The sequence below is a fragment of the Kitasatospora sp. NPDC059646 genome (genome assembly GCF_042734615.1).
In the GTDB taxonomy this organism is placed as follows: Bacteria; Actinomycetota; Actinomycetes; order Streptomycetales; family Streptomycetaceae; genus Kitasatospora.
In genome coordinates, this window is sequence record NZ_JBHWDS010000011.1 from 53,560 (window position 1) to 80,189 (window position 26,630).

A 26,630-nucleotide genomic window follows, 5' to 3' on the forward strand; every position below is an offset into this window, starting at 1 on the left:
CCCACTTCCGGGCGGCCGGCTCCCCGGCGGGTGTGCAGGTGCGCGGGTGCGCGGCGTCAGAACTGGAGTGCCCAGCGGTCCAGGTAGCCCTCGAAGTACTCGGACCCGCCGGTCACGCGCAGCCGCCACACGCCGTTGGCGATCCTGGCGGAGGCGTCGACGCCGTACAGGCGGTGGACGTCGTTGGACGGGCCGCTGAAGTCGGCGTCCTTCAGGCGGTAGGCGGTGCCGTCGGGTGCGATCAGGTCGATGACGAGGTCGTAGGGCCAGCTGTGGACGATGTCGACGGCGACGTCGAGGTTGGCCGGGCCGCGGCCGGCCACACCGGTGACGGTGATGGGGGAGAGGAGCGGCGCCTCCTCGACGGGGGTGTCCGTGTCGTTGGTGAACCGCGGGCCGGGCGGCCGGTTCGGGATGGTGCCGGTGTACAGCAGCCGGTCCGGGGTGCCCGGTTCCAATGCGCCGATGGATCCGCTGGTGGCGGCCGAGGTGAGTGCGGAGGCGACCTGGGCGGGTGTCGCGGTGCGGTGGTCCGCCAGGTAGAGCGCGGCGGCGCCCGCGGCGTGCGGGGAGGCCATCGAGGTGCCCGACATGGTGGTGTAGTCCTCGTCGTAGATGATCCCGGCCGAGGTGATCTCGTCGCCGGGCGCGTGCAGATCCACCAGCGGGCCGTAGTTGGAGTACGAGGCGACGTCGTCCTCGATGTCGGTGGCCCCCACCGTGATGGCGGTCGCCACCCGGGCGGGGGAGTGCTGCGAGGCGTCGATGCCCTGGTTGCCGGCCGCGACGGTGTACGTCAGACCGGAGGCGATCGAGTTCCGCACCGCGGTGTCGATCACCTCGTCGGGCTCGCCGCCCAGGCTCATGTTGACGACGGCGGGCTTGACGGCGTGGGAGGTCACCCAGTCGACGCCCGCGACGACCTGCTCGGTGGTGCCGCTCCCCTCGTCGTCCAGCACCCGGACGGCCACCACCGAGGCCTGCTTGGCCACCCCGTACGTCGCGCCCACCGCGGTGGCGGCCACGTGGGTGCCGTGGCCGTGGCCGTCGTCGGCCACGGCGTCCCCGTCGATGGCGTCGAAGCCGTAGGAGGCACGGCCGCCGAAGTCCTCGTGGGTGATCCGGATGCCGGTGTCGACGACGTACACCGTCACCCCCTTCCCGCCGCCGGCCGGGTAGTCGAAGCGGTCGGTCAGCGGCGGGCGCCGCTGGTCGACGCGGTCCAGCCCCCAGGAGGGCGGTGCCGGCTGGCTCCCGTCGGCCGAGACCCGGTGGTTCTGCGACACCAGCGCGACCGCCGGATCGGCCGCGAGCCGCCGCGCCCCGCGTTCGGAGAGCCGCACCGAGAACCCGCGCAGCGCCGTGTCGAAGGTCCGCCCCAGCGCGCCGCCGTAGCGGGCGGCCAGCGAAGCCCCCAGCGGGGCGACCGGCTCCGGTGCCGCCCCCGCCTTCTGCGGAGCGAGCACCACGAGGTAGCTCCCGGCGATCGCCCCCGGCGTCCCGGCCCCCTTCACCACCCCCTCCGGGCCGCTCGCCGCCGCCGGCACCGTGCCTCCCGCCCCCAGCAGCAGGGCCGCCGCCCCCGCGGCCAGCCCGAGCAGAACCCGCCGTCGTGCAGTCATCGCCAACCCCCTGTCCCCCCCGTGGGCGAGCAGCCCGCCGCCCTCGCCCTTGTCAGTCAACTACCCTTTGCCAACAGGAGATTGACGCTCAATCAGAAACATGAAAAGCGGGAAGAATGTGCCACGGGCCGGTCCGCCGTCCGGCGTAGCGGAGCTGGCCCGGGCCGTTTCCACGGGGAGTGCGGGCGGTGGAGGTGGTTTCGATCCGGGCCGTCGGGTAGCCGCGTCAGCAGCAGCCAGCCGACCCTCTGGAGGAGCCATGCTGTCAGGACGAACCCCCGTGACCGCCGGTCGTCCGCACCGCGCGAAGGCCGCTGTGCGGGCCCACGTGCAGGCCGCTGCGCAGAGGAGGGCGGCGGCATGACGGAGTACGGCTACTTCCTGTCCTGCGAGGAGTACACGCCGGCCGAGCTGTTGGAGCAGGCGCGGCTCGCGGAGCGGTCCGGGTTCACCCGGCTGGCGATCTCCGACCACTTCCACCCGTGGACGGACGAGCAGGGCAACAGCCCGTTCGTGTGGTCGATGATCGGTGCGCTGTCGCAGGTCTGCGAGCTGCCGGTGACCACCCTCGTGACGTGTCCGACGGTGCGGCTGCACCCGGTGATCACGGCGCAGGCCGCCGCCACGTCCAGCGTGCTGACCGGGGGCCGGTTCCGGCTGGGGGTCGGCACCGGCGAGGCGCTGAACGAGCACGTGGTGGGCGGGGCTTGGCCCTCGTTCGCGGAGCGGGCGGAGATGCTCGCGGAGGCCGTCCGGGTGATGCGGGCGCTGTTCGCCGGCGGCACCGTCAACCACCGCGGCCGGCACTACACCGTCGACCACGCCCGGCTGTACACCGCGCCCGAGGGCGAACTGCCGGTCTACGTCTCGGCGTTCGGCCCGCGTGCGGCCCGGCTCGCGGCGGACCTCGGCGACGGCCTGGTGACCACCGCGCCGGATCCCGAACTACTGCGCGCCTACCGCGAGGCCGGCGGCACCGGCCCCACCCTGGCCGGGACGAAGGCCTGTTGGGCCCCCGACGAGCAGCGCGCCGCGGCCACCCGCCACCGGCTGTGGGCGAGCGAGAGCCTGCCCGGCGAGCTCAACCAACTGCTGCCCACGCCCCGGCACTTCGAGCAGGCGATCGAGCTGGTGCCGGAGTCGGCAGCCGCCGAGGCGGGCGGCAACGGCCCGGACCCGCAGGCGCACCTCGCGCTGCTGCGGCCGTACGCGGAGGCCGGGTTCGACGAGGTGTACGTCGGCCAGATCGGCGGTCATGTCGAGGAGTTCTTCGCCTGCTACCGCGACCACGTGCTGCCGGAGCTGGCGGGCTGACGGCGCGCGTCGGCCGGGCCCGGTCGGGCCCGGCCGACCGCCGTTGGTCCGGTTGTGGTCGGGCGTGGCCGACCCGGTCGTGGTCAGGTCTCGCTGGCGATCTCGATGCAGGCCAGGTCGATCTGGTCGGCGAGCTGGCGGACCAGATCCGCGAGCGCCGCGGTGGTCACCGGGTCCAGCGCGTTGTCGTCCCGTTCCGCCCATTCCTGCCACTCGTCGGGCAGTGCCCGCAGGAGTTCGACCACCTGCAGGGCGGGAATGGCCAGATCACCGGAGAGTCCGCAGATCACCGGAACGCTGAGCCGCCCCATGGTGTCCACCTCCTTCTGCGCTTCCTGTCTCCATCTTCGTACTCCACCGGGCGTCTGCCCCGGCGCGGGCGGCGGAAACGGCCGTGACGGCGGCGTCGACGCGGACGCCGCCGCCACGGCGAGGGCTACGGCTGCGGTTCGGAGCGGGAGCGGCCGCGTCGACGGTGGCTGGTGTCGCACAGCGGGTAGCGGCGGCTGCGGCGGCAGGTGCAGACGGCGACCACCGGCCGGTCGCAGGACAGCGTCGACCCGTCGGGAAGCAGCAGTTCCACCGGGCCGTCGATCAGCAGCGGGCCGCGCTCGGTCAGCCGCACGCGGGGCACGGGCCGGGCCGGCGGAACGGGCCGGCCGGGCGGCGTGGGCGGCTCGCGGCCGGCGTCAGCGGCGGACACCGCGCACCACCACCAACTCCTCCGCCCGGACGCCGGGTTCGATCAGGCCGGCGCGTTCGAACCAGTCCGCCCGGGAGGTCATCACCGGGCCGAACTCCTGCGTCTTGCGGGCGGCGACGCCGACCTGCAGCCCGGCGGCCCGCAACTGCCGGACGGTGGCTTCGGGTCCGGCCAGCGAGGACTGCACCAGCAGCAGCACGCCGCCGGGCGCGAGCAGCGGCGGCACCTGCCGGCACAGGCGGTCGAGCAGCAGCCGCCCGTCCGGCCCCGCGTCCCAGGCGACGGCCGGCCCGCGGACCGGTGTCCGGGCGCCGTTGGCGGGGACGTAGGGCGGGTTGGAGAGCACCAGGTCGAACCGTCCGTCGGGCACGGGCGCGGTCAGGTCGCCGCGCCGCAGGTGCACCGGCAGCCGGTGCAGGCGGGCGTTCAGCCAGGCCGTCGCCAGCGCCCGGCGGGACAGGTCGACGGCGGTGACCCGGCAGCCGCGGCGGGCCGCGGCCAGCGCGAGGGCGCCGCAGCCGGTGCCGAGGTCCAGGCACCGGGCGCCGCCGCGCAGCGGCTCCCGTCCCAGCGCCTCCAACAGCAATGCGGTGTCCCCTTGCACGGGGTACACACCAGGTGGTCTGAGCAGCAGCATGGCCACGCGTATGCCCGCAGGGCGGACACCGACACCTCGGGACGCACGGTGCCGCCGGCCGCCCCGGATCAGAGGGTCGCCGTGCGGTCGGCCAGGTCGTCGACGACGGCGGCGAGGGTGCCGCGGCGGGCGAGGGCGGCGCGCTGGCGGTCGGCGCCGGTGCCGGCCGTGAGGAGCCGGGCGGCGAGGCGGTGGGCGAGCGGGAGGTCGTGGGTCAGCAGGAGGGCGGGGGTGGCGAGGTCGAGGAGGGCGGTGAGGAGTTCGCGGGCGGGGAGGAGGGCCCCGGTCTGCGGGTGGGGGAGGCGGGCGTCCAGGGCGTGGGCGGCGGCGCTGTGGTGCGCGCGGCGCAGCGCCGTGTCGGGCATCGGCCGGACGGGGTGGCGCTGGTCGAGCAGGGTGTGGGCGAGGCCGCGGAGCAGGACGGCGAGCAGGACGACGGTGTCGAGGTCGGCGGAGGTGTCGGCGACCCGGATCTCCAGGGTGGGCAGGTGGGTCGACGGCCGGGCGTACCAGAAGACGGCCCGGCGGTCGGGGATGACGTCGTGGGCGATCAGCCGGTCGAGCGCGGCGTGGTAGCCGGCTTCGTCGAGGACCGGCGCGGGCCCGAACGTCGGCCAGTGGGAGTACCGTTCGGGGCGGATCGCGGCGGTGCCGCGGTCGGTGCCCTCGCAGAACGGGGAGTTGGCGCAGACCGCCTGGAAGAGCGGCAGCCAGCCGCGCAGCCGGGCGCTGAGCGCGAGGGCCTGACGGACCGTCAGGTCGCCCAGGTGGACGTGGCAGCCGGAGAGTTCCGCGCCGACCTGGTCGGCGACGCCGTCGACCCGCCGGGCCATGTCCAGGTAGCGGGCGTTCGGGGTGATGGTCAGCGGGTGCCGGCTGGGCAGGACGGGGGTGCCGGTGGCGATCAGCCGGCAGCCGGCCCGCTCGGCACCGGTGAGCAGCGCGGTGCGGGACTCGGTGAGTTCGGCGCGCAGGGCGTCGGCGGTGGTGACCGGGCGGGTGCACGCCTCGACCTGGGAGGCGAGGAACTCGTGCTGGGCGCGTTCTCCGAGGGCGCGGGCGGCGTGGGCGAGCACCGGCGCGGCGGCCGGCACGGTGGTGCGGCTGTGCGGGTCGGTCAGGACGAACTCCTCCTCGACGCCGAACCGCAGGGGCACGGCGGGGGGCGGGTCGAGCTGGAGGTTCATGCGGGATGCCCCGGTTCGAGGTCGGTGACGTCGCGGAGAGTGAGGGCCGGGCCGGGCACGTGGGGGGTTCCGCCGTCACCGATCGGGTCGAGCAGGAACGCGGTGTGGTCGCCGCCCTCGACCCGGCCGACCACGCGGCCGGCGAACCAGGCCGCCGCGTCGGCCAGCACGGGCACCCCCGCCGGCCCGGGGCGCCACGCCGCGCGGGCGAACTTGTCGACGTCGTCGCCGGTCGTGCCGCCGAACAGCGCGGCCAGCGCCCGTCCGGCGTCGTCGGAGGTCAGCAGGTGCACGGCCAGGACGCGGGCCCGGGACGCCACCCGGTAGGTGTGGTTCGCGTGCGACAGCCACACCGCGAACCGCACCGGGCGGATCGAGCACTGCGACCCGAACCCGACCAGGCAGCCGGCCCGGGCGTGGTCGGCCCCCGCGGTGACCACGTACACGGGCGGGTCCAGCAGGTCCAGGAAGGGCTCGGGGCCGTTCATGCGGTCAGTCCTCCTCCGGCAGCGGGGTGCGCAGCGAGCTCGCACCGGCCCGCCAGGCGTCGAGCTGGTGGGCGGCGAGACGGTCCTCGGCGCGGCCGTAGGCGAGCGCGCCGAACGCGATGTCCCGCTCGGGGCAGCCCGGCCGGGCCACCAGCGGGTCGATGACGGTGTGCCGGACGAGCTGCTCGTGGACGGCGTCGGCGAGCACGTGCTCGCGGTAGAACAGCGTGCCGCGCGGCGACCCGCCCAGACGTTCGAACGCGGCGGCGAGCCGGGCCGCGCCCGGCGGCGAGGTGATCTCCACGGCCGCGAACTGGCCGACCAGCGCGCCCCGCAACGACCGGTGCAGCCCGAACAGCGACATCGTGTTGACCACCGCGAGCGCCGGGCCGGGCACCGCGTCCAGGTACGCGCCGTACGCCGGGTCGAGCCCGAAGTCCGCCATCATCGCGGCGAACAGTTCGGCGTGCGCCCGCTCGGGCCGGCCCGCCCCGTACTCGTCGTACTGGACGGCGACCAGCGCGGCCTTCGCCGGGTTCGGCAGCCGGGGCACCGCCCACATCTGCGGGTCGGCCTCCTTCAGGTGGTACGGCGAGCGGTGCACCAGGTACTCGCGGGCCTGCGCCCTGGTGCCCGCCGCCAGCAGGTGGTGCGAAGGCCCGTCGCCGTCCGGCGGCTCCGCCAGCAGCCCGGCCAGCACCTCGGCGAGCGGCGGCGGGGTGCCCACCTCGCGGCGCAGCGCCGACAGGAACACCTCCTCCAGGGCGGCCCGCAGGGCGAGCAGCGCCGGTGACCACTCCCAGGCGTCGTCCACGCCCGCGAAGCCCCGGTAGTGCAGCTCGTAGCAGACGTACAGGGCGAGCTGGAGGTCGTCGCCCCACGGGTCGGCGGCCGGCGGCAGCTCCGGCAGCGGGTACCGGTCGCGGCCCAGCAGCGCCGACAGGACGGCCGCGGAGAGCGGGCCGCGGGGCGCCGGCAGCGGCGGGGCGGCCGGGAGCACGTCAGGGGTGAGGGTCATCGCAGGTCTCGTTCCGGGCGCAGTTCCAGGACACAGCACTTGGGTCCGCCGCCGGCCTTCCGCAGCTCCGGCACGGCGACCGGCACGGGCTCGTAGCCGGCGGCCCGCAACTGCTCCGCGAGGCCGCGCGCCCCGTCCGGCAGCACCACGTGCCGCCCGTCGCTGACGGCGTTCAGGCCGAACGCGGCGGCGTCCGCCGCCCGGGCGAGGATCGCGTCCGGGTACAGGCGGCGCAGCACGCGCCGGCCGGCCGCGGAGAAGGCGTCCGGGTAGTACATGATCCGCCGGTGGTCCAGCACCGCCAGCGCGGTGTCCAGGTGGTAGTACCGCGGATCGGTCAACTCCAGTGTCACGACCGGGAGTCCGAGCATCCGCTCGGCCTCGCGGTGGGCCGCGGGAGTGGTGCGGAAACCGCTTGCCGCGAGGATCCGCGGGCCGGCCACCAGCAGGTCGCCCTCGCCCTCGTTCACCTCCGTCGCGGTGCGGACCCGGCGGAACCCGGCCGCGGTGAACCAGCGCAGGTGCGCCGCCGACTCGCCCGCCCGCTGCGGGTGCCGGAACCGCGCCACCAGCACGCGCCCCGCCACCACCGTCGCCCCGTTCGCCGTGAACACCATGTCCGGCAGCCCGGGCTCGGGCTCCAGCAGCTCCACCCGGTGCCCCAGCCCGCGCAGCACCGCCGCCAGGCCCTCCCACTGCCGCAGCGCGGCGTCGCGGTCCACCGGCCGCGCCGGATCCATCCACGGGTTGATCGCGTACTCCACCGCGAAGTGCTCCGGCGGGCAGAGCAGGTAACGCCGCCGCCCCGCCCGCGGCGGGGGCCTGGTGTCGACCGGTCGTACGTCCATGCGCCACGTCTGTCCTGCTGCGACGGGACGAAACGGGTGGTGTGCGCCCCCGCCGCGGGACGCGCGGCGCGGAAGGAGGGTAGTGCTGCCGGGGGCAGGGCAGACGGGAGCCGGAGGTGGAACCGACGATGCCCGGACGCACAGGTGGCCGGAGGGACGGCAGGACGCGGGCACCGCTGGGCAGCCGCCCGGTCCGGCCGGCGGTCCGGCGCGCCCCCGCACCGGCCGGACCCGAGCGGGGCGGCCTGGACCGGCTGGCCGGGCGCGCGTGGCGGCTGCTCGCCGTCGCCCTCGCCGGGTACGTCGGGTTCCTGCTGGTCAGCCGGCTGCTGCTGCCCGTGGTGGCGGTGTTCGTCGCGCTCGTGGTCACCGCCGTGCTGCGCCCGCCCGTCGACCTGCTGGCCCGGCGGATGCCGCGCGTGCTGGCCGTGCTGCTCGCCGTGCTGGGCGCGCTGGTGCTGCTCGCCGGGGTGGCGGCACTGATCGCCCTGGTGATCCGCTCCCAGGCCGGCCAGCTCGGCGGGCAGGTGCGCGGCGGCCTGGACCGGCTGGAGCACTGGCTGGAGGGCCCGCCGTTCCACGCCCGCGCCGGCACCCTCGGCGACCTGCGGCAGCGGCTCGGCGAGCTGATCAGCTCGCACCGGCAGACCGTGCTCTCCACGGCCGTCACCGGTGCCGGGTTCGTGGTCGAGGCGGCCGCCACCGGCGCGCTCGCCCTGTTCTGCGCCGTGTTCTTCACCCACTCCGGCGAGCGGATGTGGAGCTGGGGCACGTCGCTGCTGCCGGCCCGGACCGGGGCGCTGTGGCGGCGGGCCGGGCACGCCGCGTGGCGCACCTTCGCCGGCTACACCCGGGGCCTGTTCCTGGTCGCGGGAACCAACGCCGTCCTGGTCGGCGTGGTGCTGGCCGCGCTCGGCGTGCCCCTCGCCGTGCCGCTGGCGGGCCTGGAGTTCGTGGCGGCCCTGATCCCGCTGATCGGCTCGCCGATCGCCCTCGCCGTCGCCTCGCTGGTCGCCCTCGCCACCCGCGGCCCCGTGACCGCCCTCCTGGTGCTCGCCCTGATCGTGGTGATCGGCCAGCTGGAGGGCCACGTCCTGCACCCCCTGGTGATGGGCTGGGCAGTCCGCCTCCACCCCGTCACGGTCGCCCTGGCCGTCGCCGTCGGCGGCACCCTCGGCGGCATCGTCGGCGCGGCCGTCGCGGTGCCGGTGCTGTCGGTGGGCTGGGCGGTGTTCCGCGAACTCCACGGCCCCGGCAGCGGCTGACCCGCCCGGCGAACCGGGACGGCCGTCGTCGCGAGGAGCTTGGCCGGCGGGCCCGGCTCGCCGCTGCGCGCGTCCTGGCGGGGCCCGGCGGGGTGCACGCGATGCGGACGCCCACCCGGGACTCGCGGGTTCCGGCCGGACGCGCGTGGTCTCCGGTGGCCCGCGACGCCCTCAAGCAGGCCTGAGTGCGGGCCTTCCGACGAGGACCGAAGGGACTGGGGCGTACCGGTCGGCGCGGATGGGCTCCGCGGGCGGCGGTCCGGCGACCGGGGCAGGTGGTCGCCCGGTCACCGGGCCGCCGCCCGAGCCCCACGACCGTCGATCAGCAGCGGGCCGGGCCCCGCCCACCGCACGTTCCGACAGGAGTGCACGACGCCTTCGTCCGCACCGGCCTCACGGCCTTCGGCCTGGCGCTCGCGACCGGGGCGCTGACCGCCGCCGGGGCCTCGCGCGCGGCGACGGCCCCGGCGGCCACGCGGGGCTCAACGCCGGCGGCGCGTCGCTCGCCAGCAACACCGACGGCCGTGTGACGATCAAGAACATCTGCACCTGCACGATCCGGGCCACGGTCTCCGTCGACTGGGCGTGGGACCCGAGCTGCATCACCATCAACGCGGGCCGGACCCTGAGCATCCACCGGGACCCGGAGGAGGACCGCGCCGAGTACGCCTACGAATGCTGAGCAGTTCCGACCGGCTCGTCCGGGCACGCGGCCGGAGTCCCTGGGCAGGGGCCCCGGCCGGCGGGAGGAGCGGCGGCCCTCACTCCTGGGCGAGGCGGGTCAGGAGGGCCAGGAGGGTTCGGCGTTCGGCCGGGGTGAGCGGGGCGAGGAGGTGCTCGTTGGCGCGGTCGGCGAGGCGGGCGCAGGTGCGGAGGAGGCGGAGGCCGTCCGCGGTGGCGGTGACGGCGTTCTTGCGGCGGTCGCGGGGATCGGGCTCGCGCACCACCAGGCCCTCGCGTTCGAGGTGGTTGAGGAGCAGCACGACGTCCTTCGGGTCGAAGCCCAGGCGACGGACCAGGTCGGCCTGGGCGAGGGGGCCGTCGTCGGCCACGTTCGCCAGGACCGCGTAGTGCTGGAGCTTGAGGCCCTCGGGGGCGATGGCCTCGGCGACCAGCGCCCGGCCCCGGGCGGCGACGCGGCCGGCGAGCCAGCTCGGCAGGGACTGGAGGTGGGCGAGGGTGCCGGGGGGCTCGGGGTCGCGCTGGGCGGGGCTCATGGAGGAAAGCCTAGCGGAAAACATTGGGCATCCCAATGAACACCGGCTAGGGTGCAGACCGTTGGGAGTTCCAATGGATTCGTCCTCCTGGAGGTGTGCGTTGCGTCGCGTCCGCTACGAGAAGAACGGCGGCCCCGAGGTGCTGTTCGTCGAGCAGGCCCCGGAACCCGAGCCCGGCCCCGGCGAGCTGCTCGTGCGCTGCGAGGCGATCGGGGTGACGCTGCCCGCCGTCCGGAAGGTGCGCGAGGGCAAGGAGCCGGCGCCGCTCGGCGGGGAGGTGGCCGGAACCGTCGTCGCGCTCGGGCCGGGGACGAGCGGGTTCGCGGTCGGGGACCGCGTCACCGGGCTGGCCTTCGCCGGCGGCTACGCGGAACTCGCGGTGGTGCACCGGGCGACGGCGTCCCACGTCCCGGCGTACGCCACCGCCGTCGACGCGGTGGCGCTGGTCCGCAGCGGGCTGGTGGCGCGCGGCGCCCACCGGGCGGGGCGGCCCGTGGCCGGAGAATCGGTGCTGGTCACCGCCGCCGCCAGCGCGGTCGGCGGGCTCGCGCTGCAGTACGCCCGCAACGGCGGGGCCTCGCGGGTGGTCGCGGCGGTCGGCGACCCCGCGAAGGCGGACTTCGTCCGGGGGCTCGGCGCCGACGAGGTGGTGGTCTACGGCGACGCGTCCTGGGGCGAGCCGGTCGACGTCGTGCTGGACGGCGTCGGCGGCGCACTGCTCGCACCGGCCGTGCGGGCCCTGGCGCCGGGCGGGCGGCTGGTCGCCTTCAGCTCCGGCGGCGGCTCGGTCGACGCCTTCGAACTGCTGGTGCGCAGCGCCTCGGTGATCGGCTTCCAGATGGCGGCGATCGCCCGCGACCAGCCGGAGCGGTACGCCCGTTGGCGCGAGGAGCAGTGGGAGGCGTTCCGGAGCGGCGTGCTGCGCGCCCCTGTGCATGTCGTGCTTCCGCTCGCCGACGTCGCGCGTGCGCATGCGCTGGTCGAGGGGCGGGTGAATTGCGGCAAGGTGGTGCTGGTGCCGTGAGGTGCGGGGGCAGTGGGGGGCGTTCCGGGGCGGCGCGCTGCGCGTCCCTGGGCACGTCGTCCCTGCTCGGCGAGGTCGCCCGTGCTATGCGCGAGTTGCGGCAAGGTGGTGCTGGTGCCCTGACCGGCCCTCACCGGGGGCGGGGTCGGCGCAGGGGGCGGAGCAGCAGGGCGGGCAGGGCCGGCAGCCGGCGGGCGGCGGCCAGCAGGCCCCGGCAGAGCGGGCCGAGGACGGCGCGGACCAAGTGGTACCGCATGGTGCGAAGCCGCAGGTCGAGTTCGACGTCGACCCGCAGCTCGGCCTCCAGGGCGGCCAGCCGCTGCCGTTCGCCGGGGGAGAGGGTTGTGCCGTCCACCGTGCTCACCGCCACTCGTCCACCGTCCCGGAGCCGCCGGCCGACCCGCTGCCGAGTCCTCCCCGGGGCCGGCCCGCGCCGCCGGTCGCGGCACCGCTCACGCCACCGCTGAGGCCGCCGGTCGCGGCGCCGGGCAGCGGCCCGCCTGCGCCCGAGCCGGACATCGCGCCGAGCGAGCAGAGCGCGCACAGCGCCGTCCAGGTCGCCGCCCGCAGCCGGTACGCGGCCCGGCGGGCGACGGTGGCCGCCTCGTGCCCGGCGGTCATCGCTCACCGCCGCCGGGGTGGGCCAGCAGGCTGTCGTCGAGGGAGGTCAGCAGGTCGCCGACCGAGGCGTGCACCTCCACGGCGCCGGCCCCGCGCAGCTCGGCGGCCGCGAAGCCGCCCGTCTCGACGGCCACGCACGGCGTGCCCGCCTCGTTCGCGGCCCGGACGTCCCACACGCTGTCGCCGACGAAGACCGCCCGCCCGGCGGGGGCCGAGGCGCGCTCCAGGGCGCTGTGCACCAGGTCGGGGGCCGGCTTCGAGGCGGCCACGGAATCCGCGTCGGTCACCGCGAACACCGCGTCGTCGGCGTCCAACGCCGTTCGCAGCACGTCGAGTTCGCGGCCCGAGGCGGAGGTGCAGAGGACCACCCGCCAGCCCCGGGCGGCGCAGGCGCGCAGCAGGTCGGCGGCGCCGTCGAAGGCCCGCAGGGCGGGCCAGTGCTGGGCGTACAGGGCCAGGTGGGCGGCGCTGATCGCGTCGTCGTCCGAGCGGTCCCGGTCGGTGCCGAGCAGGTGGTCGAGCAACTGGTCGCCGCCCATGCCGATGGCGCGGTGGACCGGCGCGGCGTCCACCAGGTGGCCGTACTGCCGCAGCGCCTCCCACCAGGCGAGGGTGTGCAGGTAGGTGGTGTCCACCAGGGTGCCGTCCACGTCGAACAGTGCGGCGGCCGGGGCGTCCGCAGCCATGGCTCTCCTCCTCCGGACGGGGCGGTCGGTGCCGTCCGATCTGCGCCGGAGCCGTTCCGGCGCGCCGCCCCGTCTACCCCGGCCGCCGCCGCGCACACCCCTCAGGTCCGGCGACGGCCCGTTTTCGCGTGGGCGGGGCGGAAAGACGCGGTGTCGGAAAGGGGGAGCGAACGATGGTGCCCGAGGACGGCAGGGGCCGGCACGAGACCCCGAACGAACGCGCGGACCGGCGCTGGACGGAACTGCTCCAGGAGGTCCGGGTGGTGCAGACCGGTGCGCAGATCCTGTTCGGCTTCCTGCTGAGCGTGGTGTTCATGCCGCGGTTCGCCACCCTGTCCGGCTTCGAACGCGACCTGTACGTGGTCACGGTCGTCCTCGGCGCGCTCGCCACCGGCGCCCTGATCGCCCCCGTCGCCTACCACCGGCTGCTCGCCGGACGCCGCCTCAAGCCCGAACTCGTCGACGCCACCTCCCGGGTCGTCGCGCTCGGCGTGGTGCTGCTCGCGCTGACCGTCGGCTCAGCCCTGCTCCTGCTGCTGCACGTCGCCATCGGCGGCCCCGGCGCCGGGCTGATCGTCGCCGGGGTGATGGTGTGGTTCGCGGTGTGGTGGCTGCTGCTGCCGTGGCTGCTGATGCGCCGCAACGACCCCCGCAACGGGCGCTCCGGCGACCCGGACCCCGACCCGCACGGTGATCCGGGCCCCGGCCGGTCCGGCGACCCGGACTCCGACCGTCCCGGCCGCCCCCGCAACGGCCGCTCCGGTGATCCGGACCCCGACCCGCACGGTGATCCGGACCCCGGCCGGTCGGGACCGGACGCGGGGCCGCGGGACCCGGCCGGCCGCCGGGTTTCCGGCCGCCGCAGGCGGTCAGACGCCCGCCATGACAACGAGTGAACCCCGCACCGTCGTGATCACCGGCGCGTCGGCCGGCGTCGGACGCGCCGCGGCCCGGGCCTTCGCCGCGCGCGGCGACCGGGTGGCGCTGCTGGCCCGCGGCAGCGCCGGACTGGACGCCGCCCTCGCCGAGGCCCGGGAGGCCGGCGTCCGGGCGATGGCGGTCACCGTGGACCTGGCCGACCCGGACGCCGTGGAACGCGCCGCCGAGAGCGTCGAACGCGCCCTCGGCCCGATCGACGTCTGGGTCAACGCCGCCCTGGCCTCGGTCTTCGCGCCGTTCATGGAGATCAGCCCGTCCGACTTCCGTCGCGTCACCGAGGTCTCCTACCTCGGCTACGTGTACGCGACCCGGGCCGCGCTGCGCCGGATGCTGCCGCGCGACCGGGGCTGCGTGGTACAGGTCGGCTCGGCGATCGCCTACCGCGGCATCCCGCTGCAGAGCGCGTACAGCGGCGCCAAGCACGCACTCCAGGGCTGGAACGAGGCGCTGCGCTGCGAACTGCTGCACGAGCGCAGCGCGGTGCGCTGCACCATGGTGCAGCTGCCCGCCGTCAACACCCCGCAGTTCGACTGGGTGCGCTCCCGGCTGCCCCGGCAGGCCAGGCCGGTCGCCCCGGTGTACCAGCCGGAGCCGATCGCCCGGGCGATCCTGTACGCCGCCGACCACCCGGGCCGCCGCGAGTACCGGGTCGGGGCGTCGACCGTCGCCACCCTGCTGGCCAACGCGGTCGCGCCCGGCCTGCTCGACCGCTACCTGGCCCGCACCGGCTGGGACTCCCAGCAGACCGACCGGGCGCGCGACCCCGACCGCCCCGACAACCTGTGGACCCCGCAGGACGCCGCCGTCGACCACGGCGCGCACGGCCGCTTCGACCCGGAGGCGCACGCCCACGCCCCGCAGGCCTGGGCGGACCGCCACCGCGTCCCGCTGGCCGCCGCCGCGCTGCTCACCGGCGCGGTGCTCGCCGCCGGTCTGCGCCGCCGCCACGACTGACAGCACGGCCACGGCGGTCGGTGCGACGGCCGTGGCACGGCAGTCGGCCCGGCCCCGCAGTGGTTGCGGGGCCGGGCCGGTGCTTGCGCGGGTCAGCGCTTGAAGGCGCCCTTGAGCCGGTCGACGCCCTCCTTGAGCTTGTCCTTCGCCTGGTCGGCGGTCTGCTTGGCCTGGGATTCGGCCTGGTCGGCGCGGCCTTCCTGTTCCAGCCGCTCGTTGCCGGTGGCGGCGCCGGTCTTCTCCTTGGCGGCGCCGACGGCTTCCTCGGCCTGGTGCTTCAACTTGTCGGAGGCGTCACTCATGGGGGGTGTCCCTTCTGGGTCGGTTTCGGGTGTCAGTGGGTGAAGCGGTGCCGGGGCCGGCTGCGCGGCCGCTGGGCCGTGCCCGCCGGGTCGGTGGTGGTGGTCGGGGCGGTGACGGTCGGGTCGGTGCTCGCGCCGGTCCGCCGGCTCGGGTCGGCGGTGCGGTCGACGGCGACCGGCTGGTCCGCCGCGGCGACGCGGCGGCGGTGCCAGCGCAGGCCGCCGGCCATCAGGGCGATGCCGGCGCAGGCCATCAGCGTCAGGGCGATTCCGGCGAGGAACGCGCCGAGGGTGTTGACGGTGCCGATGTTGTTGTTGAGGACCGTCACCCCGGTCTCGGGTCCGCCGCCGAGGTTGTCGGCGATCAGCAGTCCGGCGAACGCGCCGGAGGCGGCGAACAGGAGGAGTCCGAGCAGCAGCATGGTCCGAGTCCTTTCGCTTGCTCCGTTGCTCCGTGTCGTGGCGCGTCTGCCCGGCCGGGCGGGCCTCAATCAGTCCGGCCCGGGCCGGCGGCCCTCAGTCGGGCCGGCGGACGCTCCAGTTGTCGACGAGGTGCGGCGCGGCCCGGTCGGCGGCGAGGCGCAGCCCGTGGCCGGGCTCGCCGGACGCGCCGGGCGTGACGGTGCCGCCCGCCGGGTCGAGGACGCCGTCGAACAGCAGCGACTCGACCCGGACGTGGTCGTGGAACCACTCCAGGTGCCGCACCCCGGGCCGGGCGGCCGCGGCGTGCGCGTGGACGTGCGGCGCACAGTGCGCGGACAGCGGAACCCCGGCGGCCTCGGCGACGGCGGCGGCCCGCAGGAAGCCGGTGAGGCCGCCGCAGCGGGTGGCGTCGGCCTGCAGGCAGTCGACCGCGGGCGCCATGGCGGCGAAGTAGCGCGGCTCGTCGCCGTACTCCCCGGCCGCGACGTCGGGGGCGGCGGCGGCGCGGACGGCGGCCAGGCCGGGCAGGTCGTCGGACGGGACGGGTTCCTCGAACCAGGTGACGCCGTCCTCGGCGAAGGCGTCCGCCAGCCGGATCGCCTGCTTGGCGGTGAACGCGCCGTTGGCGTCCACGTACAGGGCGGTGTCGGGGCCGATCGCGCGGCGGGCGGCGGTGATCCGCTCCAGGTCGCGTTCGGGGCGGGTGCCCCGGGCCTCGCCGATCTTGATCTTGACGCGGGGGATGCCCTGTCCGTCCGTCCAGCCGCGCAGTTGACGCTCCGTCAGCCGGTCCGGGTAGCTGGTGAACCCGCCGCTGCCGTACACCGCGACGGGCCGGGAGCGGCCGCCGAGCAGGCGGACCAGCGGCAGGCCGAGCAGCCGGGCGGACAGGTCCCACAGGGCGACGTCCAGCGCGGACAGCGCGTAGCTGCCGGCGCCGGGGCGGCCGGCGTTGCGCAGGGCGCGGCGCATCGCCTCGTAGGCGCCGGCCGTGTCGAGCGCGTCCCGGCCGAGGACGGCGGCGGCCAGCGGCTCGCGGACCAGCGCGGCGGTGGCGGGCGCGCCGTACGTCCAGCCGAGGCCGGCCGTGCCGCCGCTGCGGGCCTCGACCAGGACCAGGGTGGTGGCGTCCCAGGACAGCGTGCCGTCGGCCTCCGGGTGGTCGGTGGGGACGGTGTACACCCGGACCGTCAGGCGGTCGACGGGGAAGGGTGGCTGACGGTCGGTCATGACGCCTCCGCGGGGCTGCGCAGGCCGCTGCGGGCGCCGGCGGCGAGGACGGACGCCGCCCGGTCGACCAGGGCCATGATGGTGAGCGCGGGGTTGGCCGCGCCCTGGGTGGGCAGCACGCTGCCGTCGGTGATCAGCAGGTTCGGCACCGCGAAGGTGCGCAGGTCCCGGTCGACCACGCCGTCCTCGGGGCGGGCGGCCATCCGGCAGCCGCCGACCAGGTGCGCGTACCGGTCGATGGTGATCACCTCGGTGGCGCCGGCGGCTGCCAGGATCGCCTCCATCACGCCGCGCGCGGCGGCGATCAGCTGCCGGTCGTTGTCGCACTGCGAGTAGGAGAAGTGCGCGACGGGCAGTCCGTGCCGGTCGGTCTCCTCGGCGAGCGTGACCCGGTTGTCGGCCTGCGGCAGCAGTTCGGCCATCGCCCCCAGGGTCGCCCAGTGCACGTAGTCGGACAGGTAGCGGCGCAGCTGCGGCCCCCAGTGGCCCTGGGCGACGACGTGCTCGGCCCAGGTGATGGGCAGCGGCGAGATGTTCTGGACGGTGAAGCCGCGCCGGTACGGCTTGGCGGGGTCGGTCTCGTAGAACGCCTCGGTGGTGACCTCCGGCGGCGGCGCCTTGTACATCCGGATCTCCTGGTCGAACCGGCCGGAGGTCTGCGGCGCGCCCTGCACCATGACGTACCGTCCGACTCGGTCGTGGTCGTTGCACAGGCCGTTCGGAAAGCGCTTTCCGGCTGAGTTGAGCAGCAGCCGCGGCGTCTCGATGGCGTACCCGGCGACGGCCACCGTGCGGGCCCGCTGGAGGCGTTCACGGCCGCCGCGCAGGTAGCGCACGCCGCGGGCCAGCCCGTCGGGGCCGAGTTCGACGGCGGCGGCCATCGCGTCGGCGCGGATCTCCACGCCGTGCGCCAGCGCGTCGGGGACGTGGGTGATCAGCGGGGAGGCCTTCGCGTTGACCTTGCAGCCCTGGAGGCAGAAGCCCCGGTACACGCAGTGCGGGCGGCGTCCGAAGCGGCCGTTGGCGATCGCCACCGGCCCGACCCGGGCCTCGATGCCGAGCGCCGCCGCGCCGCGCAGGAACACCTCGCCGTTGCCGCCCACCGGGTGCGGCGCGTGCGGGTAGGCGTGCGGCTCGCCCCACGGCCAGTACTGCCCGGCGACCGGCAGTTCGGCCTCCAGGCGTCGGTAGGACTCCCGCAGGTCGGCGTAGGCGAGCGGCCAGTCCGCGCCCACGCCGTCCCGGCTGAACGTCTCGAAGTCGGACGGGTGGAAGCGGGGCGTGTACCCGGCGAAGTGGACCATCGAACCGCCCACGCCGCGCCCGGAGTTGTTCGACCCCATCGGCACCGGGTCGGTGCCCGCCAGCACCCGCGGCTCGGTCCAGTACAGCTGGTGCGAGCCGTACTCGTCGCTGACCCAGTCCCGCAGCGGGTCCCAGAACGGGCCGGCCTCCAGCACCACCACCGACCAGCCGGCCCGGGCCATCCGCTGGGCGAGCACCGAGCCGCCCGCGCCGCAGCCGACGATCAGCAGGTCCACCTCGTCCTCGTCGCGGAACGTCCGCATCCGCTCGACCAGCCGGTGGTCGAGGCCGAGCCCGCCGGGCGGCAGCAGCCACGCGGAGGCGTTGCGGCGCCGCACCGAGCGCTGGCGCCGGGCGGTCTGGCGGAGCGTCGCCAGCGCGGCCCGGGCCTCGCCGTGCCGGCCGGGGTCGGTGACCGCGGGCAGCGGCGGCGGGTCGGGCCGGTCGGCGTCCGGGGCCTGCGGGTGCGCGTCGGCGACCTCCCAGGTCTCGCGCCTGCCGATGCCGAGCCGGGCGTAACCGGACGGGAACGCCGGGCCGCCGAAGCCGATCTCGTCCCAGGCGGCGGGGTGGCTGTAGTAGGCGGTGCAGGCGTAGCGCGTCCACAGGCTCCAGACGTGCTTCGCGGGCCAGCCGTGCCAGCGTTCGGCGCGCCGCACCTTCTCGATCAGTCCGTCCTGTTGCCGTTCCGTCAGGTCGGCGAAGGCCGGGCGGCCGGGCAGGGCGCGGGCGTCCTCGTCGAGCGCCCGTACGGTCTCCGGCCAGGCGCGGTCGTCGGGCGGCAGGTCGGCGTAGCGCCAGCCGTCGGTCTCGCGTTCGGCGAGCCGGGAGTCGATCATGGGCAGCAGGTCCACCGGCGGGTCGTCGAGCAGCCGGTTCAGCAGGGCGCGGGCGCAGGCCTCCTCGGCGGGGGAGAACAGCCGCAGCGGCGGCCGGGGGCCGGCCACCCGGGAGGTGACGACGGCCGCGGTCGCCGGGTCCCAGTGCCGGCGCCGGTCCATGGAGTGGTAGCCGGGGAACCGCTCCACCGCTCAACTCCCTTCCGGGCCGGGGCCGTTGCCTTCGCGGCGGAGCACGGCGGCGACCAGGCCCATGCCGCCGACCATGCCCATCAGCAGGGGTGCGAACAGCGGCGGGCCGGTCTCCAGGTTGAACCGGGCCATCCGCCACCCGCCGGGCTTCTCCAGCAGGCCGCGCAGGTGCAGCCAGAAACCCTGCACACCGTTGGCGGCGACGGCGGCGGAGACCACCGGCAGCACGGTGCGGGCGGCCCGTTCGTCGAGGGCGGCGGCCAGGCCGGCGCCGGCGCCGAGCGGGCCGAGCAGCACCGGCCACCACATCATCCGGTTGCCGAAGCCGGCCCGGTCGTGTTCGAGGTAGATCTCGGCGGCCGTGACCACCGAGCCGCCGGCGGTGGCCAGCGCCAGCGAGCGCTGGAACCGGCCGGTGCGCACGGCCTCCAGGGCGGCGGTCAGCACGGCGGTCACCGGCTTCCGGCGCGGTGCGGCAGCAGTTCGGCGAGCTTGGCGCGCAGGCCGCGCTTGACCACGGCGGCCCGGTCGCTGTCGCCGCGCAGCACCGACTCGGCGGCGTCCTTGATCTGCGACCAGTCGGCGTGCGGCGGGATCGGCGGCACGGCCGGGTCGGTGCGGACGTCCAGCACGCAGGGCCGGTCGGTGGTCAGCGCCCACTCCCACGCGGCGCGGACCTTGCCGGGCTCCTCGACGCGCAGGCCGCGCAGGCCGATCGACTCGGCGAAGTCCGCGTAGCGGACGTCCGGGAGCGCCTGCGAGGGCAGGAACTGCGGGGCGCCCTGCATGGCGCGCATCTCCCAGGTGACCTGGTTGAGGTCGCAGTTGTTGAGCACGCAGATCACCAGCCGGCGGTCCGTCCACTGCTCGAAGTACTTGGCGACGGTGATGAGTTCGGCCATGCCGTTCATCTGCATCGCGCCGTCGCCGACGATCGCCACCACCGGCCGGTCGGGGCAGGCGAACTTGGCGCCGATCGCGTACGGCACGCCCGGGCCCATGGTGGCGAGGGTGCCGGACAGCGAGCCGCGCATGGTGCCGCGCATCCGCAGGTGCCGGGCGTACCAGTTGGCGGCGGAGCCGGAGTCGGCGGTGACCACGGCGTCGTCGGGCAGCAGCGGGTCGAGCGCGTGCACCAGGTACTCGGGGTTGATCGGGTCGGCGGGCACCTTCGCCCGCTCCTCCATCACCTGCCACCAGCGTTCGGTGTTCTTCTCGACGCCCCGCCGCCAACCGCGGTCCTTCTTGCGGCGCAGCAGCGGCAGCAGCCGCGACAGCGTGTCGGCGGAGTCGCCGACCAGGTTGACCTCGTTCGGGTAGCGCAGCCCGACCATGAACGGGTCGGCGTCGATCTGCACCGCCCGGGCCTGGCCGAACTCCGGCAGGAACTGGGTGTACGGGAAGTTGGAGCCGACCGTCAGCAGGGTGTCGCAGTCGCGCATCAGCTCGTACGAGGGCCGGGTGCCGAGCAGTCCGATGGAGCCGGTCACGTACGGCAGGGTGTCGGGCAGCACGTCCTTGCCGAGCAGGGCCTTGGCCACGCCCGCGCCGAGCACGTCGGCGACCTGCTCCAGCTGCGGCCGGGCGTGCCGGGCGCCCTGGCCGACCAGCATGGCGACCTTCGTGCCGGAGTTCAGCACCTCGGCGGCCCGGTCGAGGTCGGCGTCCTCCGGGACCGGCCGGGAGCGCGGCAGGCCGAGGCTGGACGGCACCATCTTGAACGCGTGCTCCGGGGCCTCCTCGGGGAGCTCCTGGACGTCCGCCGGGATGATCACGGCGGTGACGGTGCGGTACAGCGCGGCGGTCCGGAAGGCCCGGTCGAGGACGTTCGGCAGCTGCTGGGGGACCGTCACCATCTGGCAGTAGGCGGAGGCGACGTCCTTGTACAGGCTGAGCAGGTCCACCTCCTGCTGGTAGGAGCCGCCCATCGCGGTGCGGTCGGTCTGTCCGACGATCGCCACCACCGGCACGTGGTCCAGCTTGGCGTCGTACAGCCCGTTCAGCAGGTGGATCGCGCCGGGCCCGGAGGTCGCCGCGCACACCCCCACCCGGCCGGAGAACTTGGCGTACCCCACGGCCTCGAACGCCGCCATCTCCTCGTGCCGGGCCTGCACGAACTCCGGCCGGTTGTCGGCCCGCCCCCAGGCCGCGAGCAGCCCGTTGATGCCGTCCCCGGGGTACGCGAAGACCTGGTCCACCTCCCACTCCCGCAGTCGCGCCAGCACCTGATCGGCCACGTTCCTGGTCACGGGACGTCCCTCCTTCGCACGCGGACACCACTGCCGTGCGTCTGGCCGCGAACCGGGAACGGAAACGTGCGGCGGCCGAAACGGCGGTGCGCCCGGGGGAGCTCAGGGGGTGCCGAACACCCGGGCGAGGTGGTGGTGGAGGACGGCGGTGGCCGCTTCGGCGGTGCGCTGGGCGAGCAGGACGCTGAGGCCGAGGCCGGCGGAGAGGGCGAGCAGGACGACGGCCTCGTGGTGCGGCTCGGGGACGCCGGCCGCGGCGAGGTGGGAGACCAGGAACGCCTCCATCTCGTTCGGCGCCGCCAGGAAGGACTGTTCGGCGAGCGCCGGGTCGGTGACCGAGAGGACGGCGTACGCGGTGTGGACGAGGTGGAAGGCGCGGCTCTCCTCGTCGGTGGGGACGGCCTCCAGCAGCACCGCCTCGACGACCTCACGCGGGGACGGCGGCGCGGTCGACGCTGCCGCGGCGGCCCGGACGCGGTCGCGGACGCGTTCGCCCATGCGGACGCCGAGGCGGGTGAGGGTGTCCAGCAGGAGCTGCTCCTTCGTCCGGAAGTAGTACTGGACCAGGCGGACGGAGACGCCGGCCTCCTCGGCGACGGAGCGCATGGTGACGGCGTGCAGGCCGGTCCGGGCGGCGTCCCGCAGCAGGGCGTCGATGATCAGTGCCCGCCGTTCCTCGTGGTCGACCAGCTTCGGCATCCCGGCCCCTTCGAACGTTTTTGTGGTACAACCATACCACCAAAGCACCGGGAGGGGCCCATGACCAGGACCAGCGTCGGACACTTCGTCAGCGAGGAGGCCCGCCTGCGGTTCCTCGACGCCTACGACCGGGCCATGGACCTGTGGCCCGCCCCGCACCGCGCCCTGGACGTCGAGACCTCCTACGGCACCGTCCACATCCACCGCGCCGGGGCGGCGACCGGCGAGCCCGTCGTCCTGCTGCACGGCCACGCCGGCCACCCCGCCAACTGGCACCCGCAGGTCGCCGCGCTCGGCGCGCACCACCCCGTGTACGCGATCTCCACCCTCGACGACCCCGGCCGCAGCGTGCAGCGCGCGGTCGCCGCCGGACCGGACGAGAACGCCGCGTGGCTCGGGGAGGTGCTGGCCGGGCTCGACCTGGACCGGGTGCACCTGGTCGGCGTCTCCTACGGCGGCTGGCTGGCCCTCAACCAGGCGATCCGCGCGCCCGAACGGCTGGCCTCCGTCGCCCCGCTGGACCCCGGCGGCATCGAGAAGGTCCCGGCCCGGTTCTACCTCCACATGGTCGCCGGCCTGTTCGGCCTGCTCGCCCCGCGCCGCCTGCGTCCCGCCCTGGCCCGCCTGCTCGCCAACCCCGCGCTCGCCGCCCCGCCGGAGATGCTGGCCCCGCTGATGCTCGGCATGCGGACCTGGAAGCCCGCCGCCCGCCCGGCCGCCCCGCCCTTCACCGACGAGGAACTCCGCCGCGTCGCCCTCCCCGTCCTCGCCCTGATCGGCGCCCGCAGCGCCCTGCTCCGCCCCCGCCGGGTGCTGCGCCGGGTCACCGCCCTGATCCCGCACGCGCAGGCCGAGATCGTCCCGGGCGCCGGCCACGGCCTCACCCTGGAACGCCCGGACGTCGTCAACGCCCGCCTGCTGGCCTTCTTCGCGGCCGACCGGGCGGTCGGCGCGCCCGATTGACGGAGCCTCGGCCCCCGCCCGCGGCTCCCTGCGCGGCGGCGCGCCCGCGTCAGGCCAGGGCGGCGATCGCGGCGAGCAGGCCGGCCAGGCCCACCAGGAGCCAGGTGACGTAGTCGCCCAGCAGGCCGGAGTGGAGGCGGCGGAGCGCCCGGACCGGGTGGCGGGACCAGGCCGGGGCCGGGAGCGGGCCGCGGAGCGCGGCGGCCGCCAGCGCGCAGGCGAGGACGGCGGAGAGCAGGCCGAGCAGCAGGCCGCGGGCGGTCCACTCGGCGGGCGGGGCGACCAGCGCGGGGAGCGCGGCGGCCTCGTGCAGAACGGCGTCCAGGTAGCCCGCACGGTCGGTGAACCGGGCCGCGGCCGCAGCGAGTTGGCGGGCCGGCGGCGGCCACAGGCCGATCGCCAGGCAGGCGGCCAGCAGGACGGCGGGGACGGCGAGGACCGGCAGCGGGAGCGGGCGGGTCGGGTCGCGGACCTCCGGCTCCTCGCCCTCGCCGGTGGTCTCCGGCTCGTCCGGGTGCTCGGCGGGGTGCCGCCCCCAGCCGCCGAACACCCGGGCGCAGGCCCGCAGCACCGCGCCGCCGGTGACCGCCGACACCAGCACGTACAGGGCGGGCAGCCACCACGACCACGCGCCGGCCGCGTCCTCCGCGAGCGCCTTGCCGAGGCCGGTGCCGAACGGCGGCAGGCCGGCCAGCGCCAGCCCGCCGAGCGCGAACAGGACCGCGGTGAAAGGGAGTTCGCGGCCACGGCCGAACAGCCCGGGTTCGTCGACGGAGCCGAACCGGTCCAGCAGCACCCCGCACAGCCCGAACAGGGCGGCCTTGCAGCCCGCGTGGCCGGCCAGGTACACCGCCGCGCCCGCCGCCCCGGCCGGCGTCAGCAGCGCGAACGAGGCCAGGAACAGGCCGACGTGACCGACCGTCGAGAACGCCAGCAGCCGCTTCAGGTGCCGCTGCTGCCAGCACATCACCGCCCCGACCAGCGCCGTGCCGACCCCGAGCGCCAGCAGCACCGGCCGGGCCGCGTCGGCCGGCACCCCGCCCGGGCCGGCGAACACCGTCCCGTGGATGCGCGCCGCCCCGTACACGCCGAGCTCCACCATCACGCCCGACAGCAGCATGCACACCGGGCTCGGCGCGACCGCGTGCGCGTCCGGCAGCCAGAAGTGGAACGGCGCGGCGGCGGCCTTCACCAGCGGGCCGGCCAGCACCAGGACGAACGCGCACCGCACCAGCGCGTCCGGCGGACGGGCGTCGAGGGCCCGGCCGAGCTGCGCCAGGCCGAGCTCGCCGGTGCGCGCGTACAGCAGGCCGATGCCGAGCAGCGAGCAGTACGCGGCGAGGGAGTTGACGATGCCGAAGGCCAGCGCACCCTGCAGCGGACGCGGGTCCTCGATCCGGAAGCCGGTCAGCGCGTACGCGACGGCGCCCATCAGCTCGAAGAAGACGAACGCGTCGAACAGGTCGCCGGTGAGCGCGAACCCGCACATCCCGGCGGAGAACAGCAGCAGCAGCGCCGGGTACACGCCGCCCCGCCGCCCGGCCGGCTCCTCGAAGTACCGCCAGGAGTAGCCGACCACCGCCAGCACCAGCACCGCCGCGACCAGCGCCAGCAGCACCCCGATCCGGTCGGCGGCCAGCACGATCCCCACCGACGACCCGGCCACCGGGCGCCAGCCGCCCAGCCAGGACACCGACACCCCGTCACCGGTGCGCACCCACAGCGCGGCCAGGCACAGCACCTGCGCCAGCGCGCAGCACCCGGCCAGCGCGTCCCGCGCCGTGCGCGGCAGCCACCGCCCGGCGGCGGCCAGCAGCGCCGCGCCCAGCAGCGGCACCGCGACGGACAGCGGCAGCAGATCGGCGGCGCCCGGCACCCCGTCAGCCCCGCAGCCCGGTCAGCCGCTGCGGGTCGACCGTGCCGTGCCGCTTGCGCAACTGGATCACCAGCGCCAGCAGCAGCGCCGTCACCGTCGCGCCCACCACCACGTCCGTCAGCGCCAGTGCCTGCACCACCGGATCGACCACCGGCGCGTCCGTCGGCAGGTCCGAGAAGACCGGCGCGGTTGCCCCCGAACGGTAGCCGACCGCCAGCAGCAGCACGTACGTGGACGACTGGCACACCGCCAGGCAGCCCACCGCGTGGATCAGGTTGCGGCTGGTCACCAGCCCGTAGCAGCCCACCAGCAGGATCCAGCCCGCCGCCAGGTACGCCATGACGCCCATTCAGCCCTCGCCCCGCTCCGCCGTCTCCACGGCCTGCTCCAGGAAGTGCGCCAGCAGCACGACCACCCCGGACGCCACCTCCACGCCGACCGCCGCGTTCACCACCGCCACCAGCCCGGAGGACGCCAGCGTGTTGAACGTCCCCCACGGCAGCACGTTCTGCAGGTACGCCCCGCCCGCCGCCAGGCCCGCCAGCCCCAGCGCCGCGAACGAGCCCGCCGCGACCGCGTCCGCCACGTCCAGCACCGCCAGCGGGCGCACCCGCCGCAGCGCCCGGTAGTCCGCCGCCACGTACGCCAGGTGCAGTCCGGTCGCCAGCACCACGCCGCCCTGGAAGCCGCCGCCCGGGCTGAGCGCCCCGTGCGCGACGACGTACCCGCCGGTCAGCAGCGTGAACGGCAGCAGCGCCGCGCCCAGCAGGCGGGTGCTCGGCAGCACCCGGGCCGGGCCCGGCCGGCGGCGGTGCTCGTCCCGGGCCAGGCGCAGCAGCAGCGTCGCGGCCAGCACCGACGCGAACAGGATCGACTCCTCGCCGAGCGTGTCGAACGCCCGCTGGTCGAAGTTCACCGAGGACACCGCGTTCGCCGTCCGGTGCGCCAGCGCCGCCGCCACCGCCCGCGCCCCGTACGGGTGCCGGTCGCCGCCGAAGGCCGGCAGGCGCAGCGCGGCGGCGGTGAACGCGACCGCGAAGCCGGCCGCCGCCGTGCCGAACAGCGCCAGCCGGGCGGCGGGTCTCACCGCCGCTCCCGGTGCTCGTCGGTCCGCCCCGGCCCCTCGGTCCGCCCCGGCCCGTCGGTCCGCCCCGGCCCGTCTTCGGCCTGTCGGCGGCGGACCTTGCGGACCGTCAGCAGGATCAGCAGCGGCGTGATCGCGGTGCCCACCCCGAGCTGCGACAGCGCCACGTCCGGGGCCTGCAGCACGGTGAACAGCAACGCCAGCGCCAGGCCGAGCCCGGCCAGCACCACCGCCTGCCGGGCCGGGTCGCGGGTCAGCGCCGCGAGGGTGGCGAACGCGGCGGTCAGCACCAGCGCGACGGCGATCAGAGCGGTCACCGCGGCCGCTCCCGCTCCTGACGGACGGTCAGCCGCCCGACCGCCATGGTGGTCACCGGGCCCGCCGCGAGGACCAGGGCGCCGATCAGCAGCAGCTTCAGCGCGGCCCGACCCGGCCCGGTGTCCACCGCCACGGCGACGGCCGTCAGCGGCCCGCCGAGCGTGCTCGCCACCGCCAGCGCGTGCAGCCGGAGAAGGCGGCCCGGCAGCCTGGCGAACGCCGCTCCCGCCAGCAGCAGCGCCGCGCTCCCGGCGGACAGCAGTACCAGGGCCGCCGCGTGACGGCCCGTCATCCGGAGCCCTCGTCGGCGGCGTCCCGGTGCGGCTCGCCGGCCAGCAGGCGGGTGAAGACCAGCGTCCCGGCCGGCGCGAGCACCGCCAGCACCAGCGCCAGGTCCCCGTACGACGGGCGCGACAGCCCCTGCGCGAGCAGCAGGAACAGCACCGTCACCACCGGCCCGGCCAGAGCGACCCCGGCGAGCCGCTCCTCCGGCGGACCGACGGCGCACCGCCACAGGCAGGGCGCGAGGACGGCGGTGTCCACGACCGCGGCGACCAGCCAGGCGTTCACCGCCCGGCTCCCGGGAAGGGCGCCGGCGGTCGCTCCGGCCGGGCCGGGGTGCACGGC

32 protein-coding genes are annotated in these 26,630 nt (G+C 76.1%); 7 read left to right on the forward strand and 25 right to left on the reverse strand.

Features of this window, described 5'->3' with window-relative positions; all coding sequences use genetic code 11:
• Positions 1-56: 56 nt before the first annotated feature.
• Positions 57-1,622, reverse strand: coding sequence for a S8 family serine peptidase (locus ACFV1L_RS09900; protein ID WP_380364611.1), 1,566 nt, complete (start codon positions 1,620-1,622; stop codon positions 57-59).
• Between the two features lie 360 nt (positions 1,623-1,982).
• Between ACFV1L_RS09900 and ACFV1L_RS09905 the strand changes: the two genes are divergently transcribed.
• On the forward strand, positions 1,983-2,936 hold the full coding sequence (locus ACFV1L_RS09905; protein ID WP_380364613.1) for a TIGR03557 family F420-dependent LLM class oxidoreductase: 954 nt from the start codon (positions 1,983-1,985) through the stop codon (positions 2,934-2,936).
• Between the two features lie 83 nt (positions 2,937-3,019).
• Here the strand turns inward: ACFV1L_RS09905 and ACFV1L_RS09910 are convergent, their stop codons facing one another.
• From ACFV1L_RS09910 to ddaH, 7 genes are all read right to left on the reverse strand, one after another.
• Positions 3,020-3,247, reverse strand: coding sequence for a DUF6213 family protein (locus ACFV1L_RS09910; RefSeq protein ID WP_380364615.1), 228 nt, complete (start codon positions 3,245-3,247; stop codon positions 3,020-3,022).
• A 125-nt stretch (positions 3,248-3,372) separates the two neighbouring features.
• Complete coding sequence (locus ACFV1L_RS09915) at positions 3,373-3,639, reverse strand: CDGSH iron-sulfur domain-containing protein (protein WP_380364617.1); 267 nt, start codon at positions 3,637-3,639, stop codon at positions 3,373-3,375.
• Positions 3,626-4,243, reverse strand: coding sequence for a HemK2/MTQ2 family protein methyltransferase (locus ACFV1L_RS09920; RefSeq protein WP_380364619.1), 618 nt, complete (start codon positions 4,241-4,243; stop codon positions 3,626-3,628). The genes ACFV1L_RS09915 and ACFV1L_RS09920 overlap by 14 nt, the downstream gene beginning before the upstream one ends.
• Before the next feature lie 101 nt (positions 4,244-4,344).
• Positions 4,345-5,463 (reverse strand): YbdK family carboxylate-amine ligase, encoded by a 1,119-nt coding sequence (locus ACFV1L_RS09925; protein WP_380364621.1) that lies wholly within the window; start codon positions 5,461-5,463, stop codon positions 4,345-4,347.
• Positions 5,460-5,951, reverse strand: a complete 492-nt coding sequence (locus ACFV1L_RS09930; protein WP_380364623.1) for a flavin reductase family protein — start codon at positions 5,949-5,951, stop codon at positions 5,460-5,462. Before ACFV1L_RS09930 ends, ACFV1L_RS09925 begins: the two co-directional genes overlap by 4 nt.
• A 4-nt stretch (positions 5,952-5,955) precedes the next feature.
• Entirely contained in the window at positions 5,956-6,969 is a 1,014-nt protein-coding gene (locus tag ACFV1L_RS09935; protein ID WP_380364625.1) for an iron-containing redox enzyme family protein, read from the reverse strand.
• Complete coding sequence (gene ddaH / locus ACFV1L_RS09940) at positions 6,966-7,817, reverse strand: dimethylargininase (protein WP_380364627.1); 852 nt, start codon at positions 7,815-7,817, stop codon at positions 6,966-6,968. The genes ACFV1L_RS09935 and ddaH overlap by 4 nt, the downstream gene beginning before the upstream one ends.
• Before the next feature lie 128 nt (positions 7,818-7,945).
• Here ddaH and ACFV1L_RS09945 point away from each other — a divergent pair, with 128 nt between their 5' ends.
• Positions 7,946-9,082 (forward strand): AI-2E family transporter, encoded by a 1,137-nt coding sequence (locus ACFV1L_RS09945; RefSeq protein ID WP_380364629.1) that lies wholly within the window; start codon positions 7,946-7,948, stop codon positions 9,080-9,082.
• A 526-nt stretch (positions 9,083-9,608) separates the two neighbouring features.
• On the forward strand, positions 9,609-9,764 hold the full coding sequence (locus ACFV1L_RS09950) for a hypothetical protein (protein WP_380364630.1): 156 nt from the start codon (positions 9,609-9,611) through the stop codon (positions 9,762-9,764).
• A 79-nt stretch (positions 9,765-9,843) separates the two neighbouring features.
• On the opposite strand, the gene ACFV1L_RS09955 is transcribed toward ACFV1L_RS09950, so the two are convergent.
• Positions 9,844-10,299 carry a MarR family winged helix-turn-helix transcriptional regulator gene (locus tag ACFV1L_RS09955; protein WP_380364632.1) on the reverse strand — a complete coding sequence of 152 codons (456 nt, stop codon included), beginning with the start codon at positions 10,297-10,299 and terminating at the stop codon, positions 9,844-9,846.
• Positions 10,300-10,399: 100 nt separating this feature from the next.
• Between ACFV1L_RS09955 and ACFV1L_RS09960 the strand changes: the two genes are divergently transcribed.
• Positions 10,400-11,323 (forward strand): zinc-binding alcohol dehydrogenase family protein, encoded by a 924-nt coding sequence (locus ACFV1L_RS09960; protein WP_380364634.1) that lies wholly within the window; start codon positions 10,400-10,402, stop codon positions 11,321-11,323.
• 130 nt (positions 11,324-11,453) lie between these two features.
• Here the strand turns inward: ACFV1L_RS09960 and ACFV1L_RS09965 are convergent, their stop codons facing one another.
• The 3 genes from ACFV1L_RS09965 to ACFV1L_RS09975 are packed head-to-tail and all read right to left on the reverse strand — an operon-like array spanning position 11,454 to position 12,630.
• A complete protein-coding gene (locus ACFV1L_RS09965; protein WP_380364636.1) occupies positions 11,454-11,678 on the reverse strand; it encodes a hypothetical protein in 225 nt (74 codons plus the stop codon).
• A gap of 5 nt (positions 11,679-11,683) precedes the next feature.
• Entirely contained in the window at positions 11,684-11,944 is a 261-nt protein-coding gene (locus ACFV1L_RS09970; protein ID WP_380364638.1) for a hypothetical protein, read from the reverse strand.
• Positions 11,941-12,630, reverse strand: a complete 690-nt coding sequence (locus ACFV1L_RS09975; RefSeq protein WP_380364640.1) for an HAD family hydrolase — start codon at positions 12,628-12,630, stop codon at positions 11,941-11,943. Before ACFV1L_RS09975 ends, ACFV1L_RS09970 begins: the two co-directional genes overlap by 4 nt.
• Before the next feature lie 173 nt (positions 12,631-12,803).
• Between ACFV1L_RS09975 and ACFV1L_RS09980 the strand changes: the two genes are divergently transcribed.
• Both ACFV1L_RS09980 and ACFV1L_RS09985 read left to right on the forward strand, forming a co-directional pair.
• Positions 12,804-13,526 (forward strand): DUF6328 family protein, encoded by a 723-nt coding sequence (locus ACFV1L_RS09980; RefSeq protein ID WP_380364642.1) that lies wholly within the window; start codon positions 12,804-12,806, stop codon positions 13,524-13,526.
• Positions 13,513-14,523 carry an SDR family oxidoreductase gene (locus ACFV1L_RS09985; protein ID WP_380364644.1) on the forward strand — a complete coding sequence of 337 codons (1,011 nt, stop codon included), beginning with the start codon at positions 13,513-13,515 and terminating at the stop codon, positions 14,521-14,523. Before ACFV1L_RS09980 ends, ACFV1L_RS09985 begins: the two co-directional genes overlap by 14 nt.
• A 92-nt stretch (positions 14,524-14,615) precedes the next feature.
• On the opposite strand, the gene ACFV1L_RS09990 is transcribed toward ACFV1L_RS09985, so the two are convergent.
• The 7 genes from ACFV1L_RS09990 to ACFV1L_RS10020 form a co-directional block, all read right to left on the reverse strand.
• A complete protein-coding gene (locus ACFV1L_RS09990) occupies positions 14,616-14,825 on the reverse strand; it encodes a CsbD family protein (RefSeq protein ID WP_380364646.1) in 210 nt (69 codons plus the stop codon).
• 32 nt (positions 14,826-14,857) lie between these two features.
• The gene (locus tag ACFV1L_RS09995; protein WP_380364648.1) at positions 14,858-15,247 is read right to left on the reverse strand and encodes a hypothetical protein; all 390 of its coding nucleotides are present in this window, start codon (positions 15,245-15,247) and stop codon (positions 14,858-14,860) included.
• Between the two features lie 94 nt (positions 15,248-15,341).
• Positions 15,342-16,478: an enolase C-terminal domain-like protein gene (locus ACFV1L_RS10000; protein ID WP_380364649.1), complete on the reverse strand. Its 1,137-nt coding sequence runs from the start codon at positions 16,476-16,478 to the stop codon at positions 15,342-15,344.
• Complete coding sequence (locus ACFV1L_RS10005; protein ID WP_380364651.1) at positions 16,475-18,811, reverse strand: GMC family oxidoreductase; 2,337 nt, start codon at positions 18,809-18,811, stop codon at positions 16,475-16,477. The genes ACFV1L_RS10000 and ACFV1L_RS10005 overlap by 4 nt, the downstream gene beginning before the upstream one ends.
• A 3-nt stretch (positions 18,812-18,814) precedes the next feature.
• The gene (locus ACFV1L_RS10010) at positions 18,815-19,270 is read right to left on the reverse strand and encodes a hypothetical protein (protein ID WP_380364653.1); all 456 of its coding nucleotides are present in this window, start codon (positions 19,268-19,270) and stop codon (positions 18,815-18,817) included.
• Positions 19,267-21,063 (reverse strand): thiamine pyrophosphate-requiring protein, encoded by a 1,797-nt coding sequence (locus tag ACFV1L_RS10015; protein ID WP_380364655.1) that lies wholly within the window; start codon positions 21,061-21,063, stop codon positions 19,267-19,269. The genes ACFV1L_RS10010 and ACFV1L_RS10015 overlap by 4 nt, the downstream gene beginning before the upstream one ends.
• A 102-nt stretch (positions 21,064-21,165) precedes the next feature.
• The gene (locus tag ACFV1L_RS10020; protein ID WP_380364656.1) at positions 21,166-21,762 is read right to left on the reverse strand and encodes a TetR/AcrR family transcriptional regulator; all 597 of its coding nucleotides are present in this window, start codon (positions 21,760-21,762) and stop codon (positions 21,166-21,168) included.
• A 60-nt stretch (positions 21,763-21,822) separates the two neighbouring features.
• Here ACFV1L_RS10020 and ACFV1L_RS10025 point away from each other — a divergent pair, with 60 nt between their 5' ends.
• Positions 21,823-22,725 (forward strand): alpha/beta fold hydrolase, encoded by a 903-nt coding sequence (locus ACFV1L_RS10025; RefSeq protein WP_380364658.1) that lies wholly within the window; start codon positions 21,823-21,825, stop codon positions 22,723-22,725.
• Positions 22,726-22,774: 49 nt separating this feature from the next.
• Here ACFV1L_RS10025 and ACFV1L_RS10030 read toward each other — a convergent pair whose 3' ends face one another.
• From ACFV1L_RS10030 to ACFV1L_RS10055, 6 genes are read right to left on the reverse strand one after another with little or no spacing between them, the layout of a single operon-like run.
• Positions 22,775-24,601 carry a complex I subunit 5 family protein gene (locus ACFV1L_RS10030; protein WP_380364660.1) on the reverse strand — a complete coding sequence of 609 codons (1,827 nt, stop codon included), beginning with the start codon at positions 24,599-24,601 and terminating at the stop codon, positions 22,775-22,777.
• A gap of 4 nt (positions 24,602-24,605) precedes the next feature.
• Complete coding sequence (locus ACFV1L_RS10035; RefSeq protein WP_380364661.1) at positions 24,606-24,950, reverse strand: sodium:proton antiporter; 345 nt, start codon at positions 24,948-24,950, stop codon at positions 24,606-24,608.
• Positions 24,951-25,688: an MnhB domain-containing protein gene (locus ACFV1L_RS10040; protein ID WP_380364663.1), complete on the reverse strand. Its 738-nt coding sequence runs from the start codon at positions 25,686-25,688 to the stop codon at positions 24,951-24,953.
• Positions 25,685-26,002: a Na(+)/H(+) antiporter subunit B gene (locus ACFV1L_RS10045; RefSeq protein ID WP_380364664.1), complete on the reverse strand. Its 318-nt coding sequence runs from the start codon at positions 26,000-26,002 to the stop codon at positions 25,685-25,687. The genes ACFV1L_RS10040 and ACFV1L_RS10045 overlap by 4 nt, the downstream gene beginning before the upstream one ends.
• A complete protein-coding gene (locus tag ACFV1L_RS10050; RefSeq protein WP_380364666.1) occupies positions 25,999-26,295 on the reverse strand; it encodes a cation:proton antiporter in 297 nt (98 codons plus the stop codon). Before ACFV1L_RS10050 ends, ACFV1L_RS10045 begins: the two co-directional genes overlap by 4 nt.
• Positions 26,292-26,573, reverse strand: coding sequence for a monovalent cation/H+ antiporter complex subunit F (locus ACFV1L_RS10055; RefSeq protein ID WP_380364668.1), 282 nt, complete (start codon positions 26,571-26,573; stop codon positions 26,292-26,294). Before ACFV1L_RS10055 ends, ACFV1L_RS10050 begins: the two co-directional genes overlap by 4 nt.
• Positions 26,574-26,630 lie beyond the last annotated feature (57 nt).